The 14,645-nt window shown below is 68.5% G+C and carries 19 protein-coding genes and 1 riboswitch; of the genes, 8 read left to right on the plus strand and 11 right to left on the minus strand.

Annotation, left to right across the window (positions count from 1 at the left end; genetic code table 11):
- Positions 1-2: 2 nt before the first annotated feature.
- Positions 3-605: a DUF1349 domain-containing protein gene (locus tag ACYVF6_RS45790; protein WP_460533411.1), complete on the plus strand. Its 603-nt coding sequence runs from the start codon at positions 3-5 to the stop codon at positions 603-605.
- Here ACYVF6_RS45790 and ACYVF6_RS45795 read toward each other — a convergent pair.
- Together ACYVF6_RS45795 and ACYVF6_RS45800 are read right to left on the minus strand one after the other, a co-directional pair.
- Positions 602-1,459 carry a class I SAM-dependent methyltransferase gene (locus tag ACYVF6_RS45795; RefSeq protein WP_460533414.1) on the minus strand — a complete coding sequence of 286 codons (858 nt, stop codon included), beginning with the start codon at positions 1,457-1,459 and terminating at the stop codon, positions 602-604. The genes ACYVF6_RS45790 and ACYVF6_RS45795 overlap by 4 nt on opposite strands.
- The gene (locus ACYVF6_RS45800; protein WP_460533417.1) at positions 1,459-2,004 is read right to left on the minus strand and encodes a TetR/AcrR family transcriptional regulator; all 546 of its coding nucleotides are present in this window, start codon (positions 2,002-2,004) and stop codon (positions 1,459-1,461) included. The genes ACYVF6_RS45795 and ACYVF6_RS45800 overlap by 1 nt, the downstream gene beginning before the upstream one ends.
- 55 nt (positions 2,005-2,059) lie before the next feature.
- On the opposite strand from ACYVF6_RS45800, the gene ACYVF6_RS45805 reads away from it, so the two are divergent.
- Entirely contained in the window at positions 2,060-2,941 is an 882-nt protein-coding gene (locus tag ACYVF6_RS45805; protein ID WP_460533420.1) for a nuclear transport factor 2 family protein, read from the plus strand.
- Here ACYVF6_RS45805 and ACYVF6_RS45810 read toward each other — a convergent pair.
- The 9 genes from ACYVF6_RS45810 to ACYVF6_RS45850 all read right to left on the minus strand — a co-directional run bounded on the left by ACYVF6_RS45810 (position 2,931) and on the right by ACYVF6_RS45850 (position 10,484).
- On the minus strand, positions 2,931-3,812 hold the full coding sequence (locus ACYVF6_RS45810; protein WP_460533423.1) for a carbohydrate ABC transporter permease: 882 nt from the start codon (positions 3,810-3,812) through the stop codon (positions 2,931-2,933). The two genes, ACYVF6_RS45805 and ACYVF6_RS45810, sit on opposite strands and share 11 nt — an antisense overlap.
- Positions 3,812-4,768, minus strand: coding sequence for a carbohydrate ABC transporter permease (locus ACYVF6_RS45815; RefSeq protein ID WP_460533426.1), 957 nt, complete (start codon positions 4,766-4,768; stop codon positions 3,812-3,814). The genes ACYVF6_RS45810 and ACYVF6_RS45815 overlap by 1 nt, the downstream gene beginning before the upstream one ends.
- Positions 4,765-6,048, minus strand: a complete 1,284-nt coding sequence (locus ACYVF6_RS45820; protein WP_460533429.1) for an ABC transporter substrate-binding protein — start codon at positions 6,046-6,048, stop codon at positions 4,765-4,767. The genes ACYVF6_RS45815 and ACYVF6_RS45820 overlap by 4 nt, the downstream gene beginning before the upstream one ends.
- Positions 6,049-6,233: 185 nt before the next feature.
- Complete coding sequence (locus ACYVF6_RS45825) at positions 6,234-6,893, minus strand: sporulation protein (RefSeq protein WP_460533432.1); 660 nt, start codon at positions 6,891-6,893, stop codon at positions 6,234-6,236.
- Between the two features lie 7 nt (positions 6,894-6,900).
- Positions 6,901-7,893: a DUF3048 domain-containing protein gene (locus ACYVF6_RS45830; protein ID WP_460533435.1), complete on the minus strand. Its 993-nt coding sequence runs from the start codon at positions 7,891-7,893 to the stop codon at positions 6,901-6,903.
- Between the two features lie 19 nt (positions 7,894-7,912).
- On the minus strand, positions 7,913-8,440 hold the full coding sequence (locus ACYVF6_RS45835; RefSeq protein WP_460533438.1) for a GyrI-like domain-containing protein: 528 nt from the start codon (positions 8,438-8,440) through the stop codon (positions 7,913-7,915).
- Between the two features lie 18 nt (positions 8,441-8,458).
- The gene (gene pyrE / locus ACYVF6_RS45840; RefSeq protein ID WP_460533441.1) at positions 8,459-8,983 is read right to left on the minus strand and encodes an orotate phosphoribosyltransferase; all 525 of its coding nucleotides are present in this window, start codon (positions 8,981-8,983) and stop codon (positions 8,459-8,461) included.
- The gene (locus ACYVF6_RS45845; RefSeq protein WP_460533444.1) at positions 8,980-9,522 is read right to left on the minus strand and encodes a GNAT family N-acetyltransferase; all 543 of its coding nucleotides are present in this window, start codon (positions 9,520-9,522) and stop codon (positions 8,980-8,982) included. Before ACYVF6_RS45845 ends, pyrE begins: the two co-directional genes overlap by 4 nt.
- Positions 9,519-10,484 (minus strand): hypothetical protein, encoded by a 966-nt coding sequence (locus ACYVF6_RS45850; protein WP_460533447.1) that lies wholly within the window; start codon positions 10,482-10,484, stop codon positions 9,519-9,521. The genes ACYVF6_RS45845 and ACYVF6_RS45850 overlap by 4 nt, the downstream gene beginning before the upstream one ends.
- A 78-nt stretch (positions 10,485-10,562) precedes the next feature.
- Positions 10,563-10,645, plus strand: a riboswitch (ZMP/ZTP riboswitch).
- Between the two features lie 24 nt (positions 10,646-10,669).
- Between ACYVF6_RS45850 and ACYVF6_RS45855 the strand changes: the two genes are divergently transcribed.
- Genes ACYVF6_RS45855 through ACYVF6_RS45880 form a run of 6 tightly spaced genes read left to right on the plus strand, consistent with a single transcriptional unit; the run spans position 10,670 to position 14,621 of the window.
- Positions 10,670-11,263 carry a cyclodeaminase/cyclohydrolase family protein gene (locus ACYVF6_RS45855; protein ID WP_460533450.1) on the plus strand — a complete coding sequence of 198 codons (594 nt, stop codon included), beginning with the start codon at positions 10,670-10,672 and terminating at the stop codon, positions 11,261-11,263.
- Positions 11,260-11,601, plus strand: coding sequence for a hypothetical protein (locus ACYVF6_RS45860; protein WP_460533453.1), 342 nt, complete (start codon positions 11,260-11,262; stop codon positions 11,599-11,601). The genes ACYVF6_RS45855 and ACYVF6_RS45860 overlap by 4 nt, the downstream gene beginning before the upstream one ends.
- 5 nt (positions 11,602-11,606) lie before the next feature.
- Positions 11,607-12,458 carry a bifunctional 5,10-methylenetetrahydrofolate dehydrogenase/5,10-methenyltetrahydrofolate cyclohydrolase gene (locus ACYVF6_RS45865; protein WP_460533548.1) on the plus strand — a complete coding sequence of 284 codons (852 nt, stop codon included), beginning with the start codon at positions 11,607-11,609 and terminating at the stop codon, positions 12,456-12,458.
- Complete coding sequence (locus ACYVF6_RS45870) at positions 12,455-12,886, plus strand: helix-turn-helix transcriptional regulator (protein WP_460533456.1); 432 nt, start codon at positions 12,455-12,457, stop codon at positions 12,884-12,886. Before ACYVF6_RS45865 ends, ACYVF6_RS45870 begins: the two co-directional genes overlap by 4 nt.
- 36 nt (positions 12,887-12,922) lie before the next feature.
- A complete protein-coding gene (locus ACYVF6_RS45875) occupies positions 12,923-13,363 on the plus strand; it encodes a VOC family protein (protein ID WP_460533459.1) in 441 nt (146 codons plus the stop codon).
- A gap of 55 nt (positions 13,364-13,418) precedes the next feature.
- Complete coding sequence (locus tag ACYVF6_RS45880; RefSeq protein WP_460533462.1) at positions 13,419-14,621, plus strand: GNAT family N-acetyltransferase; 1,203 nt, start codon at positions 13,419-13,421, stop codon at positions 14,619-14,621.
- Positions 14,622-14,645 lie beyond the last annotated feature (24 nt).

The raw sequence follows: 14,645 nt of genomic DNA on the forward strand, positions 1-14,645 counted from the left end.
GCATGGCCAACCTTGACCTCGTGATGCTGAACTCCCTGCCGATGCCGCTGCGCTGGTACGCCGCGCCGAAGAGCTGGCAGCACCACGAGACCGAACTCAGAGTCCAGGCCGGTGCGCTCACCGACATGTTCGTCGATCCGCAGGGCAAGTCGCGGTCGGCCAACGCGCCGCGACTGCTGGGTGAGGTGACCGGCGACTTCACGATGAGCGCCCGAATCACGGTCGGGTTCGAGTCGACCTTCGACGCCGGCGTCCTGATGCTCTACACCGACGAACGCACCTGGGCGAAGCTGTGCTTCGAATACTCTCCGCAGCGGCAGCCGATGGTCGTCTCCGTGGTGACGCACGGCGTTTCCGACGACTGCAACTCCATTGACGTCGACGGTTCGACGGTATGGCTACGGGTCGCCAGGATCGGCCAGGCCTATGCGTTCCACGCCTCAGCCGACGGCGAGCGGTGGCGATTCGTCCGCCATTTCGGCCTCGATGGTGCTCCGCTGGTCGGATTCTCCGCGCAGTCGCCGACCGGCGAAGCATGCTCGGTGACGTTCGACCGCCTCCGCTTCACCACCAACACACTCACCGACCTCCGCGACGGCAGCTAACGCTTGCACCACAGGTACGCCGCAGCCATCCGACGGTGGCGTGGGCTCGTGGTGTACCGCTCCCGAAGCGCTTCCTGCTCATGCGGCGTGAGCGCGCCGTCGAGCAGTTCGGCGTACGTCGGCGCCAGCGGGTTGGGCGAGGTGACCAGGAAGCCGTCCCAGTCGTAGTCCGGGTCGGCGGGGGTCGTACGGATGTCGACCCGGTACTCCAGGTGGACTTCGCCGAACCCCGCGGCCTCCGCCAGCGCGATCAGGTCCCGCTCGTCGAAGTCCAGCATCGTGGGCACGAGGTTGCGTTCCTGCGCTGCCTCGACCTTTGCCACGATCGGCTCCAGCCCGGTGAAGTCGACGCCCCACAGCAGGTTCGGCTGCTGGTTCGTGCCGAACCGGTTGATCGGCTCGAAGATCGACAGCCGTCCGCCGGGCCGCAGCACGCGGTGCAACGCCTCGAACGAGCCGGCCTTGTCGTCGACGTAGATCAGCACAGATCGGGTCATCGCCACGTCGACCGAGGCATCGGCCACCGCTTCCAAGCCCGGCAGTTCGGTCTCGATGAACTCGCACCGGTCGGTCACGCCGAGGTCCGCGGCGAGCTCACGGCAGCGCTCGAGCAGGTCGGCGGAGTGGTCGGAGAAGATCACCCGGCCGTTCGGACCGACGCGTTCGAGTGCGCCGAAGCCGAGCAACCCGTCGCCGCAGCCGACGTCGAGCACCGTGTCACCCGGCTGCATCTCAGCCCGATCGAGCACGATGTCACGGCGCTTGCCGACGAACTCCAGCGTGCTCCGCAGCCGTTCGGCGTCGCCGCCGTGGCGACGTTCCAGCAGCCACTCGGCCCATCGGTCGGGGCTCATCAGTCGCGCGCCAGCAGGTCGAAGACCGGCCGGAGCAGCTCGATCACCTGGTCCGCCGGCGCGTCGCGCAGCGGTGCGAACTCCAGCAGCTGACGTTCGACCGAGATGCCCATCAGGATCGTGACGATCAGGGCGGCGCGCAGCTCGGCGTCCGGGCATGGGATGGCCGCCGCGATCCGTTCGACGAGATCCGCCTGCTTCGTACGGATCCGTTCGGCGGTCTCCGGGTGCGTGAGCATCGAACGCATCGCGGCGAGCGAGGTCTGCGGCGCGTCGCCGAGCTTGATGCCTGCCAGCTCGAGCAGGTGCGCGGTCAGCCGGTCCGGGTCGCCGGCCAGGTCCTCGGCCGGCGTGGCGACGGCGGCCTTGCGGAACAGCTCGTCCTTCGACCCGAAGTACTGCATGACCAGCGCTGGGTCGACACCCGCACCATCGGCGACCGCGCGGATCGTCGTGCGTTCGAAGCCTCGATCGGTGAAGAGCCGCCGCGCGACCTCGAGGATGCGCGCCTCGGACTGCTGCCGGCGTTCCAGGCGAGTGATCACAGTCTTCACTCTACAAGTGTTGACCGACGCTCGCTGTTCGCTCTACGCTTGTTGAGTGAATTCACGACAGCTCTTCGAGCAGATCCGCCAGGCCCAGGTCACCCGGGATGCCGACGCGTTCGCCGACGCCTTCGCGTCCGACGGCCGGCTGGAGCTCCCGTTCACGCGCCCAGGCGTGCCGGCACTTCGCGAGAGGCGCGAGGACATCCGTGCCGCCGCCAAGCAGGGCTGGGCCGTCACGCCGCTGAGCTTCGACCGTGTCCGCGACGCCGTTGTGCACGAGACGCCCGATCCGGAGTTCGTGGTCGCCGAGCACCTGCTCGACGTCACGAGCACGGCGACCGGCCGTACGTACAGCTACCCGTTCCTCGTCATGCTGCGCGCCCGCGATGGGCAGGTGGCGGTCTATCGCGAGTACCTCAACGTCACCGCGGTCGCCGAAGCCACCGAGCGCCTGCCGGCCTTGCTGGACAGCGCGGCGGGATGGCAGCCGGGGGAGCCCCGGGCAGCGCTCGCGCGGCCGGCGACAGGAGAGCTGCCCGAGCTGTACGCCCGTTACCAGCAAGCGGTGCTGGCCAACGACGCCGACGCGATGGCCGACCTGTTCGCCACCGAATGCGTGCTGGAGTTCCCGTTCTCCATCCCGGGCGTGCCGACCGCCCGGCAGGAGAGCCAGGAAGCCGTCCGGGCCTGGCTGCGCAGCCGGATCGGCAGCGGCCGGATCCGGTTCGAGGAGTTCCGCAACGTCAACCAGTACGCGACGACCGATCCCGAGCTGCTCGTCGTCGAGCACGACATCGCCGTCACCATGCTCGCGACCGGCAAGCCGCGCCAGGTGTCCTACGTCTACGTCCTGCGGATCCGCGACGGCCGCGTCGTCCACATGCGCGACTACGCCGACCCGATGTCCGTGCTTGCTCTGAGCTCTAGCCCTTGATGCCGGTCTGCGCGACGCCCTGCACGAGATAGCGCTGCAGGAACACGAAGATGAGCACCAGCGGGAAGATCGCCACGGCGGCAGCCATGAACAGCTCGTGGATGTTGATCGTCTGCGCGGTGATGAACGTCGACAGCGCCACCTGTACGGTCCACGACGACTGGTCCTGCCCGATCACCAGCGGCCACAGGAAGGCGTTCCAGTTGCCGATGAACGTGATCGCGGCCAGCGCGGCGAAGAACGGCAGCGAGTTGGGCACCACGATCCGCCAGAACGTCCGCCAGTAACCCAGCCCGTCGATCCTGGCCGCTTCCTCGAGCTCCCGCGGGAAGCCCAGGAAGTACTGCCGGAACAGGAACGCCGCGAACGCGTTGAACAGGCCCGGGATGATGAGCCCGCGCAGCGACGACACCCAGCCGAGCGACGACACCAGCACGAAGCTCGGGATGAACGTCACCGCGCCGGGAATCATCAACGTCGCCACGATCAGGTAGAACACCTTGTTGCCAAGGCGGTTCGGGATCCGCGCCAGGCCGTAGCCGGCCAGCGACGCCAGCAGCAGCTGCCCACCGGTGCCGAGCACACCGACGACCGCGGAGTTGAACAGCGCCCGCGCCATCGGCACTTCGGTGTCGTTGAACAGCTCCTGGAGGTTGCTCCAGTGCAGCGTCGACGGGAACAGCGTCCAGTCCGGCGCGGTGATGTCCGCCTCGCTGGACAGGGCGTTGCGCAGGATGAGATAGAACGGGACCAGGAACAGCGCGGTCGCGACGATCAGCGCGATCCAGCGCGCGATCGACCCCGCGATGCCGGTGGCGGTGCGGCCGTAGCCGATCGGCCTGGGCGTGCCAGTCGTACGTTCGGACGCCATCAGTCACCTGCCTTGCCGAAGCCGAAGATCCTGCTCTGGATCAGCGTGACGATCATGATGACCACCGCGAGGATCAGCGCGCCCGCGCTGCCGCGGCCGAGATCCTGGATCGACCCGAGCGAGACGCCGTACAGATAGACCAGCGGAGGTCTCGCGTAGTTGACGTTTCCGACCAGGTTGTAGAACTCGTCGAATGCTTGGTACGCAGCGATCAGGTTGAGCAGCAGCACGGCGATCGACGTCGCCCGCAACTGCGGGAACGTGATGTAGCGGAACGTCTGCCAGCCGGGCTTGGCGCCGTCGACGTACGCCGCTTCGTACAGCTCGGTCGGGATCCGCTGCAGGCCGGCGATGAACAGGATCATGTAGAAGCCGAGCTGCAGCCACAACCGCACCGTCACCAACGGAATCCAGTACCACGGCGGGTTGACCGTCGACAGCCACGCGATCGGGTCGAAGCCGAACCAGTCGATCATCGTGTTGGCCAGGCCGAAGCGCACGCCGTTGAAGATCGACAGCTTCCAGATCAGCGACGCCACGACGTACGAGCACGCCGTCGGCAGGAAGAACGCCGAACGGAAGAAGGCCTTCGCGACCTTCACCTGGTTGACCAGCAACGCCAACGCGAGCGAGAGCGCGAAGGTCAGAGGCACGATGAAGATGGCGAAGATGGTGAACGTCAGCATGGCGGACAGGAAGTTCGGGTCCGTCAGCATCTGGATGTAGTTGTCGAGCCCGACGAAGTTCGTCGGCGTCACGGTGTTCTGCGCGTCGAAGAAGCTGAGGAACAGGCTCCAGATGATCGGGATGTAGCCGAAGATCAGCAGCCCGATCAGGAACGGTCCGACGAACACCCAGAACCACAGGCTCGTCCCGCGAATGCCTTTCCGCTTGGCGGCATCCGCGGAACGCGCCTGTTTGGTCTCCGTGGAGGCGGACTGGGCTTGCGTGCTCATCCGTACAGCCGGTCGAGCTCGCCCTGCACCTTCTTCTCGGCCTTGCCTATCTCGGCGGCCGGATCGGCGCCCTTCTTGATGATGTTGGTGAGCATGTCGCCGTAGGCACTGCCCATCACCGGTGTCCAGGACGGGTTGTCGGTGAAGCCGTACTGCTGGGTGAGCTTCACCGTGTCGGCGGCCGGTCCGCTCTGCAGCTTCTCCGCCTTGGCGGCAAGGCTCTTGCGCGGCGGGATGTGGAAGCCGTAGCTGAGCGACCAGTCTTCCTGGAAGTCGCTCTTGTCGATCCACAGCCACTTGACGTACGCCTTCGCCGCGTCGATGTTCTTCGACTTGGCCGAGACGAACTGGGTCCAGCCGCCGGAGTAGATGGCCGGGTGACCCTGGTCGTCGAGTTTCGGGAACGGGAAGACGCCGAAGTCGTCGCCCCACTTCTCCTGGATGGCGGGCATCGCCCACAGGCCTTCCCACTGCATGGCGACGAGCCCGTTGAGGAACGCTCCGGGGTCGGTCCAGTCGGTGGGGTTGCCGAGCAGGAGGCTCTTGCTGGCATACAGCTCGTGCAGCTTGCCGAACGCCTGGCCCGCGCGGTCGTTGGTGAAGTTGGGCTTGTGGTCGTCGGTGAGGTAAGTGCCACCGGACGACTGCAGTGCGGGACCGCCGAGCGCGAGGCCGCCGTCGTTGCCGACGAACATGCCCTTGACGTCCTTGGTCGTGAGCTCCTTGGAAGCGGCGATCAGGTCGTCGATCGTCTCCGGCGGCTTGATGCCGGCCTTGTCGAACAGGCTCTTGCGGTAGTAGATCAGCTGCGGGTCCACGATCATCCGGATGCCGTAGACCTTGCCGTCGATGGTGTTGGTCGCGAGGTCGCCCTCGTTGAAGTCGCTCTTGACGTCGGCGAGGATGTCGTCGAGCGCGACAACCTGCTTGCTGCGCACCATCGCGATGTTGAGCTGGCTCTCGAAGACGTCGGGGCCCTTGTCGGACAGCAGTCCGGACGACAGCTTCGAGGCATAGTCGCCCGGTGTCCACTGCACGGCGACGTTGGCTTTGGTGTAGGCCTTGGCGTACTTCTGCGCGGCCTGCTGCGTACCTTTCTCGCCGTACTGGTGATACCACTGCGCGATCGTTGGCTTGCTGCTGTCACCGCCGGAAGGCCGGCCGGTGTTGCCGCCGCAGGCCGCGAGCGTGGAGAGGGCCGCCAGGGCACCGGCGCCGCGCAGGAGAGTGCGCCGGCTCAGGTCGGTGGTGGACCGCCCCGCTGGTTGAGACGTCGTCATCGACGGGTCACCTCCGAGAGGCTTTGTTCAGATGGATTTACCACGTTGAACATTCGCAGTTTCACACGCCGGACGTCAAGCAGAAACCCCGACGACATACCCGATCGTGACCTATGAATCAGCTACGTACGACACCTTTGCGAATACTGCCGAGATCTGGACCCGCCCGAAGGTCTCTTCGAGGGTTACAGCCCGGCCAGGCGTTCGCTCAACCACGGCATCCAGTCGTCCCGGTCGGCGCGCTGGTGGGTGAGCCGGATGGATCGTCCGTTGACGTCGAGCGTGACCCAGCGCCTGTGAACGTGCCAGCCGAGGCGGATCTCCGGGAGCCGGCCGTTGCGCTCGCGGACCAGGATCTGGCTGCCGCTGTAGGCATATGTGACGTCCCAGTCGATTCCGCGCTCCCGGCAGGCCTGCAGCATTCGCTCCTGCCAGGGCAGCGGGACGACCTGGAGCTCGCGGATGACATCTCCGGTCGGCACGGCGGCGTCGGCCCACAGCATCAGGAAGACGGTCAGACCCCTCAGCCCCCGGCCACCCGCGAGCGTGATCGGCGTACTCCAGGAGACCGACAGTCGCAGGTCGATCGTCTTCTCTTCGCCTGCGCCGAGCCGAAGTTCGCCGGCGATGGGTCGGTCGAGCAGGCGGACGTGGTGAGCTCCCTCATCGTCGTCGAAGTCCGCGTAGACCCTGGCCCAGAGACGGGCATGGACCTGCCGGAGGACGACCGGCTCCGCGGCTGCCCGCAGGCGCAGCTCGCCGAGCAGCTTGCCGCCCGGCTGGATCCGCCGGCTCGCCAGCGTGAGCGCCATGGTCGGATACGGCTCCCGCTGTGTCTCGGTCATCGCGCGCCTAACCTTTGGCGAAGACGGTCCAGATCTGGCCCTTGCCGAACGTCATCGGCTTGCCGTCGGCCGTGGTGAACGTAGTGCCGCTCGTCGCCTTCGGCCGCGACCAGCGCACGTCGTATGCCTTGCCGTCGCGCAGCACGACGGCGCGGCCGGAGCCGACCGTCGGCGTGTACGGCGAGAAGTTGCCCCAGCGGTCGTGGAACCTCGACTTGTGAATCTTGGTGTACTGCACGACGACCGTCGCCGGCCGGACCGACGGCACGCGACGCCCGTCCATCGTCACGGCGTAGCCGCCCTTCGTCCAGGTGAAGCCGATCCGGAACGCGGTGTATCCGACCCGCAGGCTCGACCGCGGCTTGCCGCCCGCCGGCGCCGCACCGAGATGGAAGCCGATGTCCTTGGCCTTGCTCGCCTTCGGCGCCCGCGCGAGCAGGCCGGACGTACGGGCGTAGAGGTTGTGGGGTGCGACCCGGCCGGAGCCGCGGTAGTACGCCGACCCGGCACGCGTCGGTGACACGTCGTAGAACGAGGCCCTGGCCAGCAGCGGCTTGAGCTTGCCCTGGGCACCGGAGTACGCCAGCGCGGGCCGGCCGAACTGAGCGAGCAGCTCGATGTCGGACTCGCGGGCGCTGCGGACCGGTCCGACCGCCTTCGGCATCCGCGAGGAGTAGACCGCGCAGATCCGGCTCAGCCCGGCCTCGACGGGCTCGATGTAGATCAGGTCGGCGCTCGCGAGCGCGGTCTGCGGCCGGGCCGGCTTGGAGTTGTCGAGCTTCACCGCGAGCACGGGCTTGCCGGTCGGCGTCGCCGGCACCGGTCGCTTGGTGGGGTTGGTCGGTTTGGCTGACGCTGTCGGCGAGGTGCTCGACGTTTCGTTGGATGTGGGCGGCGAGCTCGCCGGTGCGGCACCTTGCCGGCTGCAGCTGCAGCCGGCAAGGGCCGTCAGCAGCAACGCGACCGAAATCCATCGCTTTGCGTGACTGCTAGTGCTCATCTCGTAGACGATATGGCCTTCAGGTCTTCTGGACCGGGATACAGACCTCGAGCCTCGGGCTGGCTTCGCTGAAGTCTTCGGCGTAACGCTCGAACTCCGGGCCGTCGTCGCGCACGTAGCTCGACTGCTCGAGCCACTTGTAGGCCGCTTCGAACGTCAGACCGACCTCCGGCAAGGTCGTGGCGAACACGGCGTAGGTCTGGGTGGGGATGTTCCAGGCCTCCATGTCCTCGGGCACCGCATCCGCGCTGTCTACCCCGAACCCGGCCAGGTAGTCGAACTGACCGGTCGCCGGGTCGTAGCCCCTGATGACGCCATAGGCGATCCTGGGACTTGAGAGGTCCTTGATCTCCCCGGACCTGGGCATGAACCGATCCCAGAGCCGCGGAAACTCGTTCTTGTCGCCGGTGCCGCGTAGCTTCATGCCGACCACTGCGAAGGCCGGCAGAGTGGTGATGGTGGGTTCCACGGGCGTCGTCACTTCCTTCTGCTCCGCTTGGAACCACTGTTGGCCAACGAGCGTCGCGGCGGTAGAGGCGAACGCCATCGGGATGTCCTAGATCGTCTAGCTGTGCAGCTCGCTGATCCGGAACAGCGAGCGCAGCTCGATGCCCTCGGACGCGAGCTTCTCGACACCACCGCTCTCGCGGTCGATCGCGCACACCGCGGTGTCGACCTGCGCGCCGAGCTCGCGGAGCTGGCCGGTCGAGATGATGATCTGGCCGCCGGAGGTCACGACGTCCTCGACCACGACCAGCCGGCGGCCCGAGACCTCACCGCCCTCGGCGAGCCGGCAGGTGCCGTAGGTCTTGGGCTGCTTGCGTACGAACAACGCCGGGAGCCCGGTCACCTGCGACAACATCGTGACCAGCGGGATCCCGCCGAGCTCGAGGCCGGCGAGCGCGTCGGCGTCCGACGGGACCAGCGGCGCCAGCGCGGTGGCGATCTCGCGCAGCAGCGCGGGGTCGGACTCGAAGCGGTACTTGTCGAAGTACTCGCTGGTCGTCACACCCGAACGCAGCAGGAACTCGCCGGTCAGGTGGGCCGTCTCGTAGATCCGGGTCGCGAGACCCGTCGGCTGCTCGGTCACGCTCCCGACGATATCCCGCGGCCGGCTTCGGCCCACTCGTCCTCGAGGAGGCTGAACAGCTCCGAGTCGCGCCAGCCGTCGCGGATGCGCTGGGTGTGACGCATCCGGCCCTCGTAGCGCATGCCGAGCTTCTTCAGCACCGCGGCCGAGCCGGCGTTACGCGGGTCGCAGGTGCCCTGGATCCGGTGCAGGCCGTGCTCCTCGAACCCGATCCTCAGCAGCTCCCGCCCGGCCGTGCTCGCGATGCCGCGTCCCCAGCGATCGGGATGCACGATGTAGGAGATCTCGCCCTGCCGCTGCGCCCGGCTGTGGAAGATCAGCGCGCCGTTGCCGAGCACGTCGCCGTCGACCACGAAGACGTACAACAGGCGCGGCGGCGACTGGAGCGCGGCGTCCGCGACCGCACTTGCGACGAACGTCCGCGTCTCGTCCTCGGTGTTCGGGCCCCAGGTCTGGAACCGGCAGGCCTCCGGGCGGCTCGCCCAGGCGTGGACCGCCGGCCAGTCGTCGATCGCGAGCGGGCGCAGCTCGACGTTCACTTGAGCTGCTCCACGACTGTTTCGACGATCTGCCTGGCCTTCGGCTCCGCCTGCTCGTAGGTGAGGTTGGTGCCGCGCAGGGTCTTGACGTTCTGGGTCTCGGGATACGTCGCGCCGAGGAAGTTGACCTCGATCAGGACGTTGCCCGACCTGACGTAGAGGTGCGCTCCGGCGACGTGGTAGTTGATCTCGTCCTCCTTCTCGCCCACGTCATCGGTTGTGATGATGTTGCTCGAGTCGTCGCCGAAGGCCTCGTCGCCGATCCCGCTGACGTCGTGGACGTTCTTGTGGAACCCGCCGTTGCTCTTGGTGTCGGCGGCGTAGTCCTTGTCCTCGGCGAGCTCCTGGCCGGCAGTGGCGATCGCGGTCGCCGGTTCGCGATCCGGGTACACGCTTACCTCGAGCGCGACCCAGGTGGCCCGCTGCTTGTCGAGCGAGCCCCACCGGCAGTTCTGGCGCTCCCCGTCGTTCGTCTTGTTGGGCTTGGCGGATCCTGGCCGAAGCTCGGCGGCCAGCGCGGTCTGCAGCTTCGCGCACAGATCGGGCTTCGTGGGCAGCTTGGCCAGAACGTTCGCAGGAGGCGCTTCGGTCGGATCCGCCGACTTCGGGACGGAGTACGGCGTCGGGCTCGGCTGCGCGGCGATCCGCTCCCGCTGCTTCTCGGCGGCGATCGCGGCCCAGGTGACGGCGGTGAACATGCCGATCAGCAGGACGACGGACAGGCCGGCGGCCAGCGCGACCCGACCGCGTCCGGTGCCGTTCGGGGGCGCTGTGGATCGGCCCGGCTCGCTGGGGCCGCGGCGGGCACCGGGCGAGCGCGGGGGACCTGCCTGCTGCGGGCCTTGCGGTGGGCGCTGCTGCTGCCCTTGCTGAGGCGACGGCTGCCGGCCTGGCGGCTGCTGCCCCGGTTGCGGCCGCCGCTGCTGAGGCGACGGCTGCCACTGTGGTGGCTGCGCGGACACAGCTGGTTCCCTCCCTGGACGTCGGACTCGTAGAGCTTAGAGTCGTAGCCCAACTCGCGCGAGCAGCAGAGGTAGTCTGGCCGAAACCGCGACTGGCGTAGGTGGGTCACCACCGGGGAGCGGTCACGAGTCGAGCGGCATCGATCGCCTGGGTGCTTCCGAGCCTGTCCACGGAGGTATCGATCTTGCACGACATCACCATCGGCGACTTCCTCGAGCAGTTGGCGGCCAAGGTTCCGGCGCCCGGAGGTGGCGCGGCCGCCGCTCTGCAGGCCGCCCAGGCAGCCGCGCTGCTCGCGATGGTCGGCCGCTACAGCCAGTCCCCGAAATACGCCGAGCACGCGCCAACGATCGAACGCATCATCGCCGAGGCCGACGAGCGCCGGGCCGAGGCGCTCCAGCTGGCCGCGGAGGACGCCGAGGCGTTCGAGGTCGTCTCGCAGGCCTACCGGCTGCCGAAGGACACACCCGAGCAGCAGGACTCCCGCAAGCAGGCGATCCGGTCCGCCCTGGTCGAAGCCGCCCGCCCACCCGCCGCCGTCGTGGCCGGCGCCACCCGGCTGATCGAGCTCGCGGAAGAGCTGCTGCCGATCGGCAACCGCAACCTCCTCACCGACGTCGCCGCGGCAGCGGCCGCTGCCAGCGCGGCAGCCATCACCGCCCGCGTCAACGTCGAAGTCAACCTCGGCTCCCCACCCGCCGCCGACGACGGCGTGGACGACTTGGTAGCCCGAGCCGCCACCATCGTCGCGACCGTCCGCAGGGAGATCGCCACGTGACCGCCGCGCACCTGACCGCCAACCCCCCGCCACCCGCGATCCACGCCGAGGTCACCTCGGCCCAGCTGATCGAGCTCGCGGAGGAGCCGCTGCAGATCGGCAACCGCAACCCCCTCACCGCTGCCGTTGCCGCGGCTCCTGCTCCTGCCGCTGCTTCTGCCGGTGCCGGTGCCGCTGCTCCTGCTGCTCCTGCTCCTGCCGCAAGCGCCGTGGCGACCACTGCCCGCGTCGACGTCGAGGTCCACCTCGGCGGCCCAGCTGCCGTCGGCGGCGTGGACTGCCTCGTCTCCCGAGCCGCCGCGACCATCGCGGCTGTGCGTGAGGAGGTCGTCAAGTGACCGCCATGCGCCTGGACGGCAAGGCACCGGCGGCCGCGATCCGCGCCGAGGTCGCCTCGGCTGTCGCGGCCCGCCCCACGCCGCCGAAGCTGGCCGTCGTGGTGGTGAGCGGCGACGAGGCCAGCGCGTGGTACGTCCGTACGATCTCCAACGCCGCGGCCAAGGTCGGCGTCGACTGTGAGGTGATCGAGGCCGAACCCGACGGCTCGGTCATCCGCGCCACGCTCCGGCAGCTGAACTCCGACCATGCCGTGCACGGCATCGTGCTCCAGTCGCCGCTCCCGGCCGGCCTGCCGTCCGCCCAGCAGCTCGCCGGCGCGATCGACGCCGCCAAGGACGTCGACGGCGCGAACCCGTTGAGCCTCGGCCGGCTCGCCGCCGGGCAGCCCGCGTTCGCTCCCGCGACGGCCGCCGCCGTCCTCGCGTTGCTCGACCACCACGAGATCGATCTGGCCGGCCGGCACGCTGTGGTCGTCGGCCGTTCGACCGTCGTCGGCAAGCCCGTGGCTCACCTGCTGCTCGACCGGAACGCGACGGTCACCGTGGCGCACTCCCGTACCTCCGACCTGGCCGCGATCACCCGGCAGGCCGACGTCCTCGTGGTCGCGGCCGGTCGCGCGGGCCTGATCACGGATCGGCACGTTCGCCCCGGCGCGTACGTGATCGACGTCGGCACCAACCCCACGCCGGAGGGCAAGCTGGTCGGCGACGTCGACGCCGCATCCGTCGAGCCGGTGGCGGGCGGCCTGAGCCCGGTACCCGGCGGCGTCGGACCCGTCACGACCGCAGTACTGCTACGACACACCGTCACCGCCGCTGTGACCGCACCTGGGAGCCGTGCCAGCATCGGAGCGTGAACACCGCGCTGCTGCGCCGGCTGCGGCTCGCCAAGGACGCCATGGATCGCGACTGGGCCGAGCCGCTGGACCTGGACGCCGTGGCGGCGACCGCGGGCTACTCGCGTTACCACTTCGTACGGCTGTTCAAGCAGGCCTACGGTGAGACGCCCGGTCAGTACCTCAGCCGCCGGCGGATCGAGCGCGCCCAGGAGCTGCTGCGGTCGGCGAACCTGACGGTCACCGAGGTCTGCATGCTGGTCGGGTTCACCAGCCTCGGCACGTTCTGCACGCGATTCAAGCAGCAGACCGGGCTGACGCCCGGCGAGTTCCAGGCGTCGGCGCGCAGCTCCGGGCCGCCGCCGATCCCCGGCTGCTTCGTACTCTTCTGGGCCGGTGGCTTCCGCAAGAATCAAGAAGCCCTTCCGGACGGGGAAGACCTAGCGTGAGAAGCGCACATCTCCCTACGTAGAAAGCGGAACAGCATGATCACGTCCCTCGGCCTGGCAACGGTGTGGGTACTCGACCAGGACTCCGCCAAGAAGTTCTTCACCGAGAAGCTGGGTCTGGAAGAGCGGTTCGACATGACGCTCGGCGAAGGCGGCATGCGCTGGGTCACTGTCGGTATGAAGGACCAGCCCGAGCTGCAGCTCACGCTGATGGTCCCGGGCCCGCCGTCGATGGATCCGGAGTCCGCCGAGCAGCTCAAGGCGCTGATCGCGAAGGGCGTGCTGGGCGCGGGCGCGTTCAACACCGACGACTGCCACGCCACGTATGCCGAGCTGTCGGCCAAGGGCGTGGAGTTCATCCAGAAGCCGGAGAACCGTCCGTACGGCGTCGAGGCGATCTTCCGCGACGACTCCGGCAACTGGTACAGCCTGACGCAGCCGAGCGAGCAGCTCGACGAGTCGGTCGCCTGGAAGTAGCCGGCGCGGAAATCCACTGTCCGACGGCTGGGCTCGCCAGATATCGTCCGATTCTGTGGGAATCGAGGTAAGAACCGCACGCGAGGACGAACGCGAGCCGCTGCATCAGCTCAGCCAGCTGGCGTTTTCGGCCCGGCCGTCGGCGTTCGACGAGGACGACGACCGTTCCAACAACCCGCTCGACCGGCGCCTCGTCGCGACCGACGGCGACAAACTGGTCGGCCGGTTCTCGATCTGGGAGCTCGGCCAGTGGTTCGGCGGCCGGAAGGTGCCGATGGGCGGCGTCTCCGGCGTCGCGGTCGACCCGGGGTACCGGCAGCGCGGTGTCGGCTCGCGGCTGGTCGCCGCCGCACTCGACGCGATGCGCGAACGCGGCGAGGTGATCGCCACGCTCTATCCCATGAACCACACGTTCTACCGGCGGCACGGCTGGGAGGTCGCCGGCTCGTTCCCGGAGTACGAAGTCGACCTGCGCGACTTCGCCGACCTGCCCAAGCCGTCGTCCCCGGTCGTCGTCCGCCCGGCCGAGGAGGCCGACCTGCCCGCGATGCGCGCGCTGCACGACTCGCTCGCGTGCGAGGAGCCCGGCAACCTCTCGTACGGCGACTTCTTCGCGACCCGGCGGATGCTGGGCTACCCGGGGATCCAGGAGGCGTACGTCGCCGAGCACTCCGGGCGCCTCACGGGGTCGATCACGTTCTCCCACAAGGAGTCGAGCGGCAACCGCGAGTTCTTCCGGCTCGCGGTGGGGCATCACGTCGCCTCCGACCTCGACACCGAACTGGCCTTCGCCCGCCTGCTGGCCGGCCACTATCCCGTCGCGCGCACGATCACGTTCGTGGCGCCGCAGAACCGCGCCCTCACCATGCAACTCAGCGAACGCGGCACCCGCCCCCACGGCGAAGGCTGGTGCTGGATGACCCGCCTCGTCGACGCCCAGGGCGCGATCGCCGCCCGCGGCTACGACGACTCCGTCTCGGCCGAGGTCCGCCTTGACCTCACCGACCCCGGAGCGGCGTGGAACACCGGCCGCTGGACCCTCGCGGTCAGTGACGGCAAAGGCACCCTCGAGCCCACCACCACCTCGGCACCCGCGGTAGCCATGGGAATCGGCCAGCTCGCCGCCCTCTACACCGGCTGGTCCAACCCCGCCCAACTCTTCCGCCGCGGCTTGCTCATGGGCGCCACCGAGGCCGACGTCGCCGCCCTGACCAGAATCTTCCAGGGCCCGACCCCGTGGTGCCAGAACTTCTTCTGACCAGCTGCCCCGTTACGCCCACCG

It is taken from the genome of Flindersiella endophytica (genome assembly GCF_054779015.1).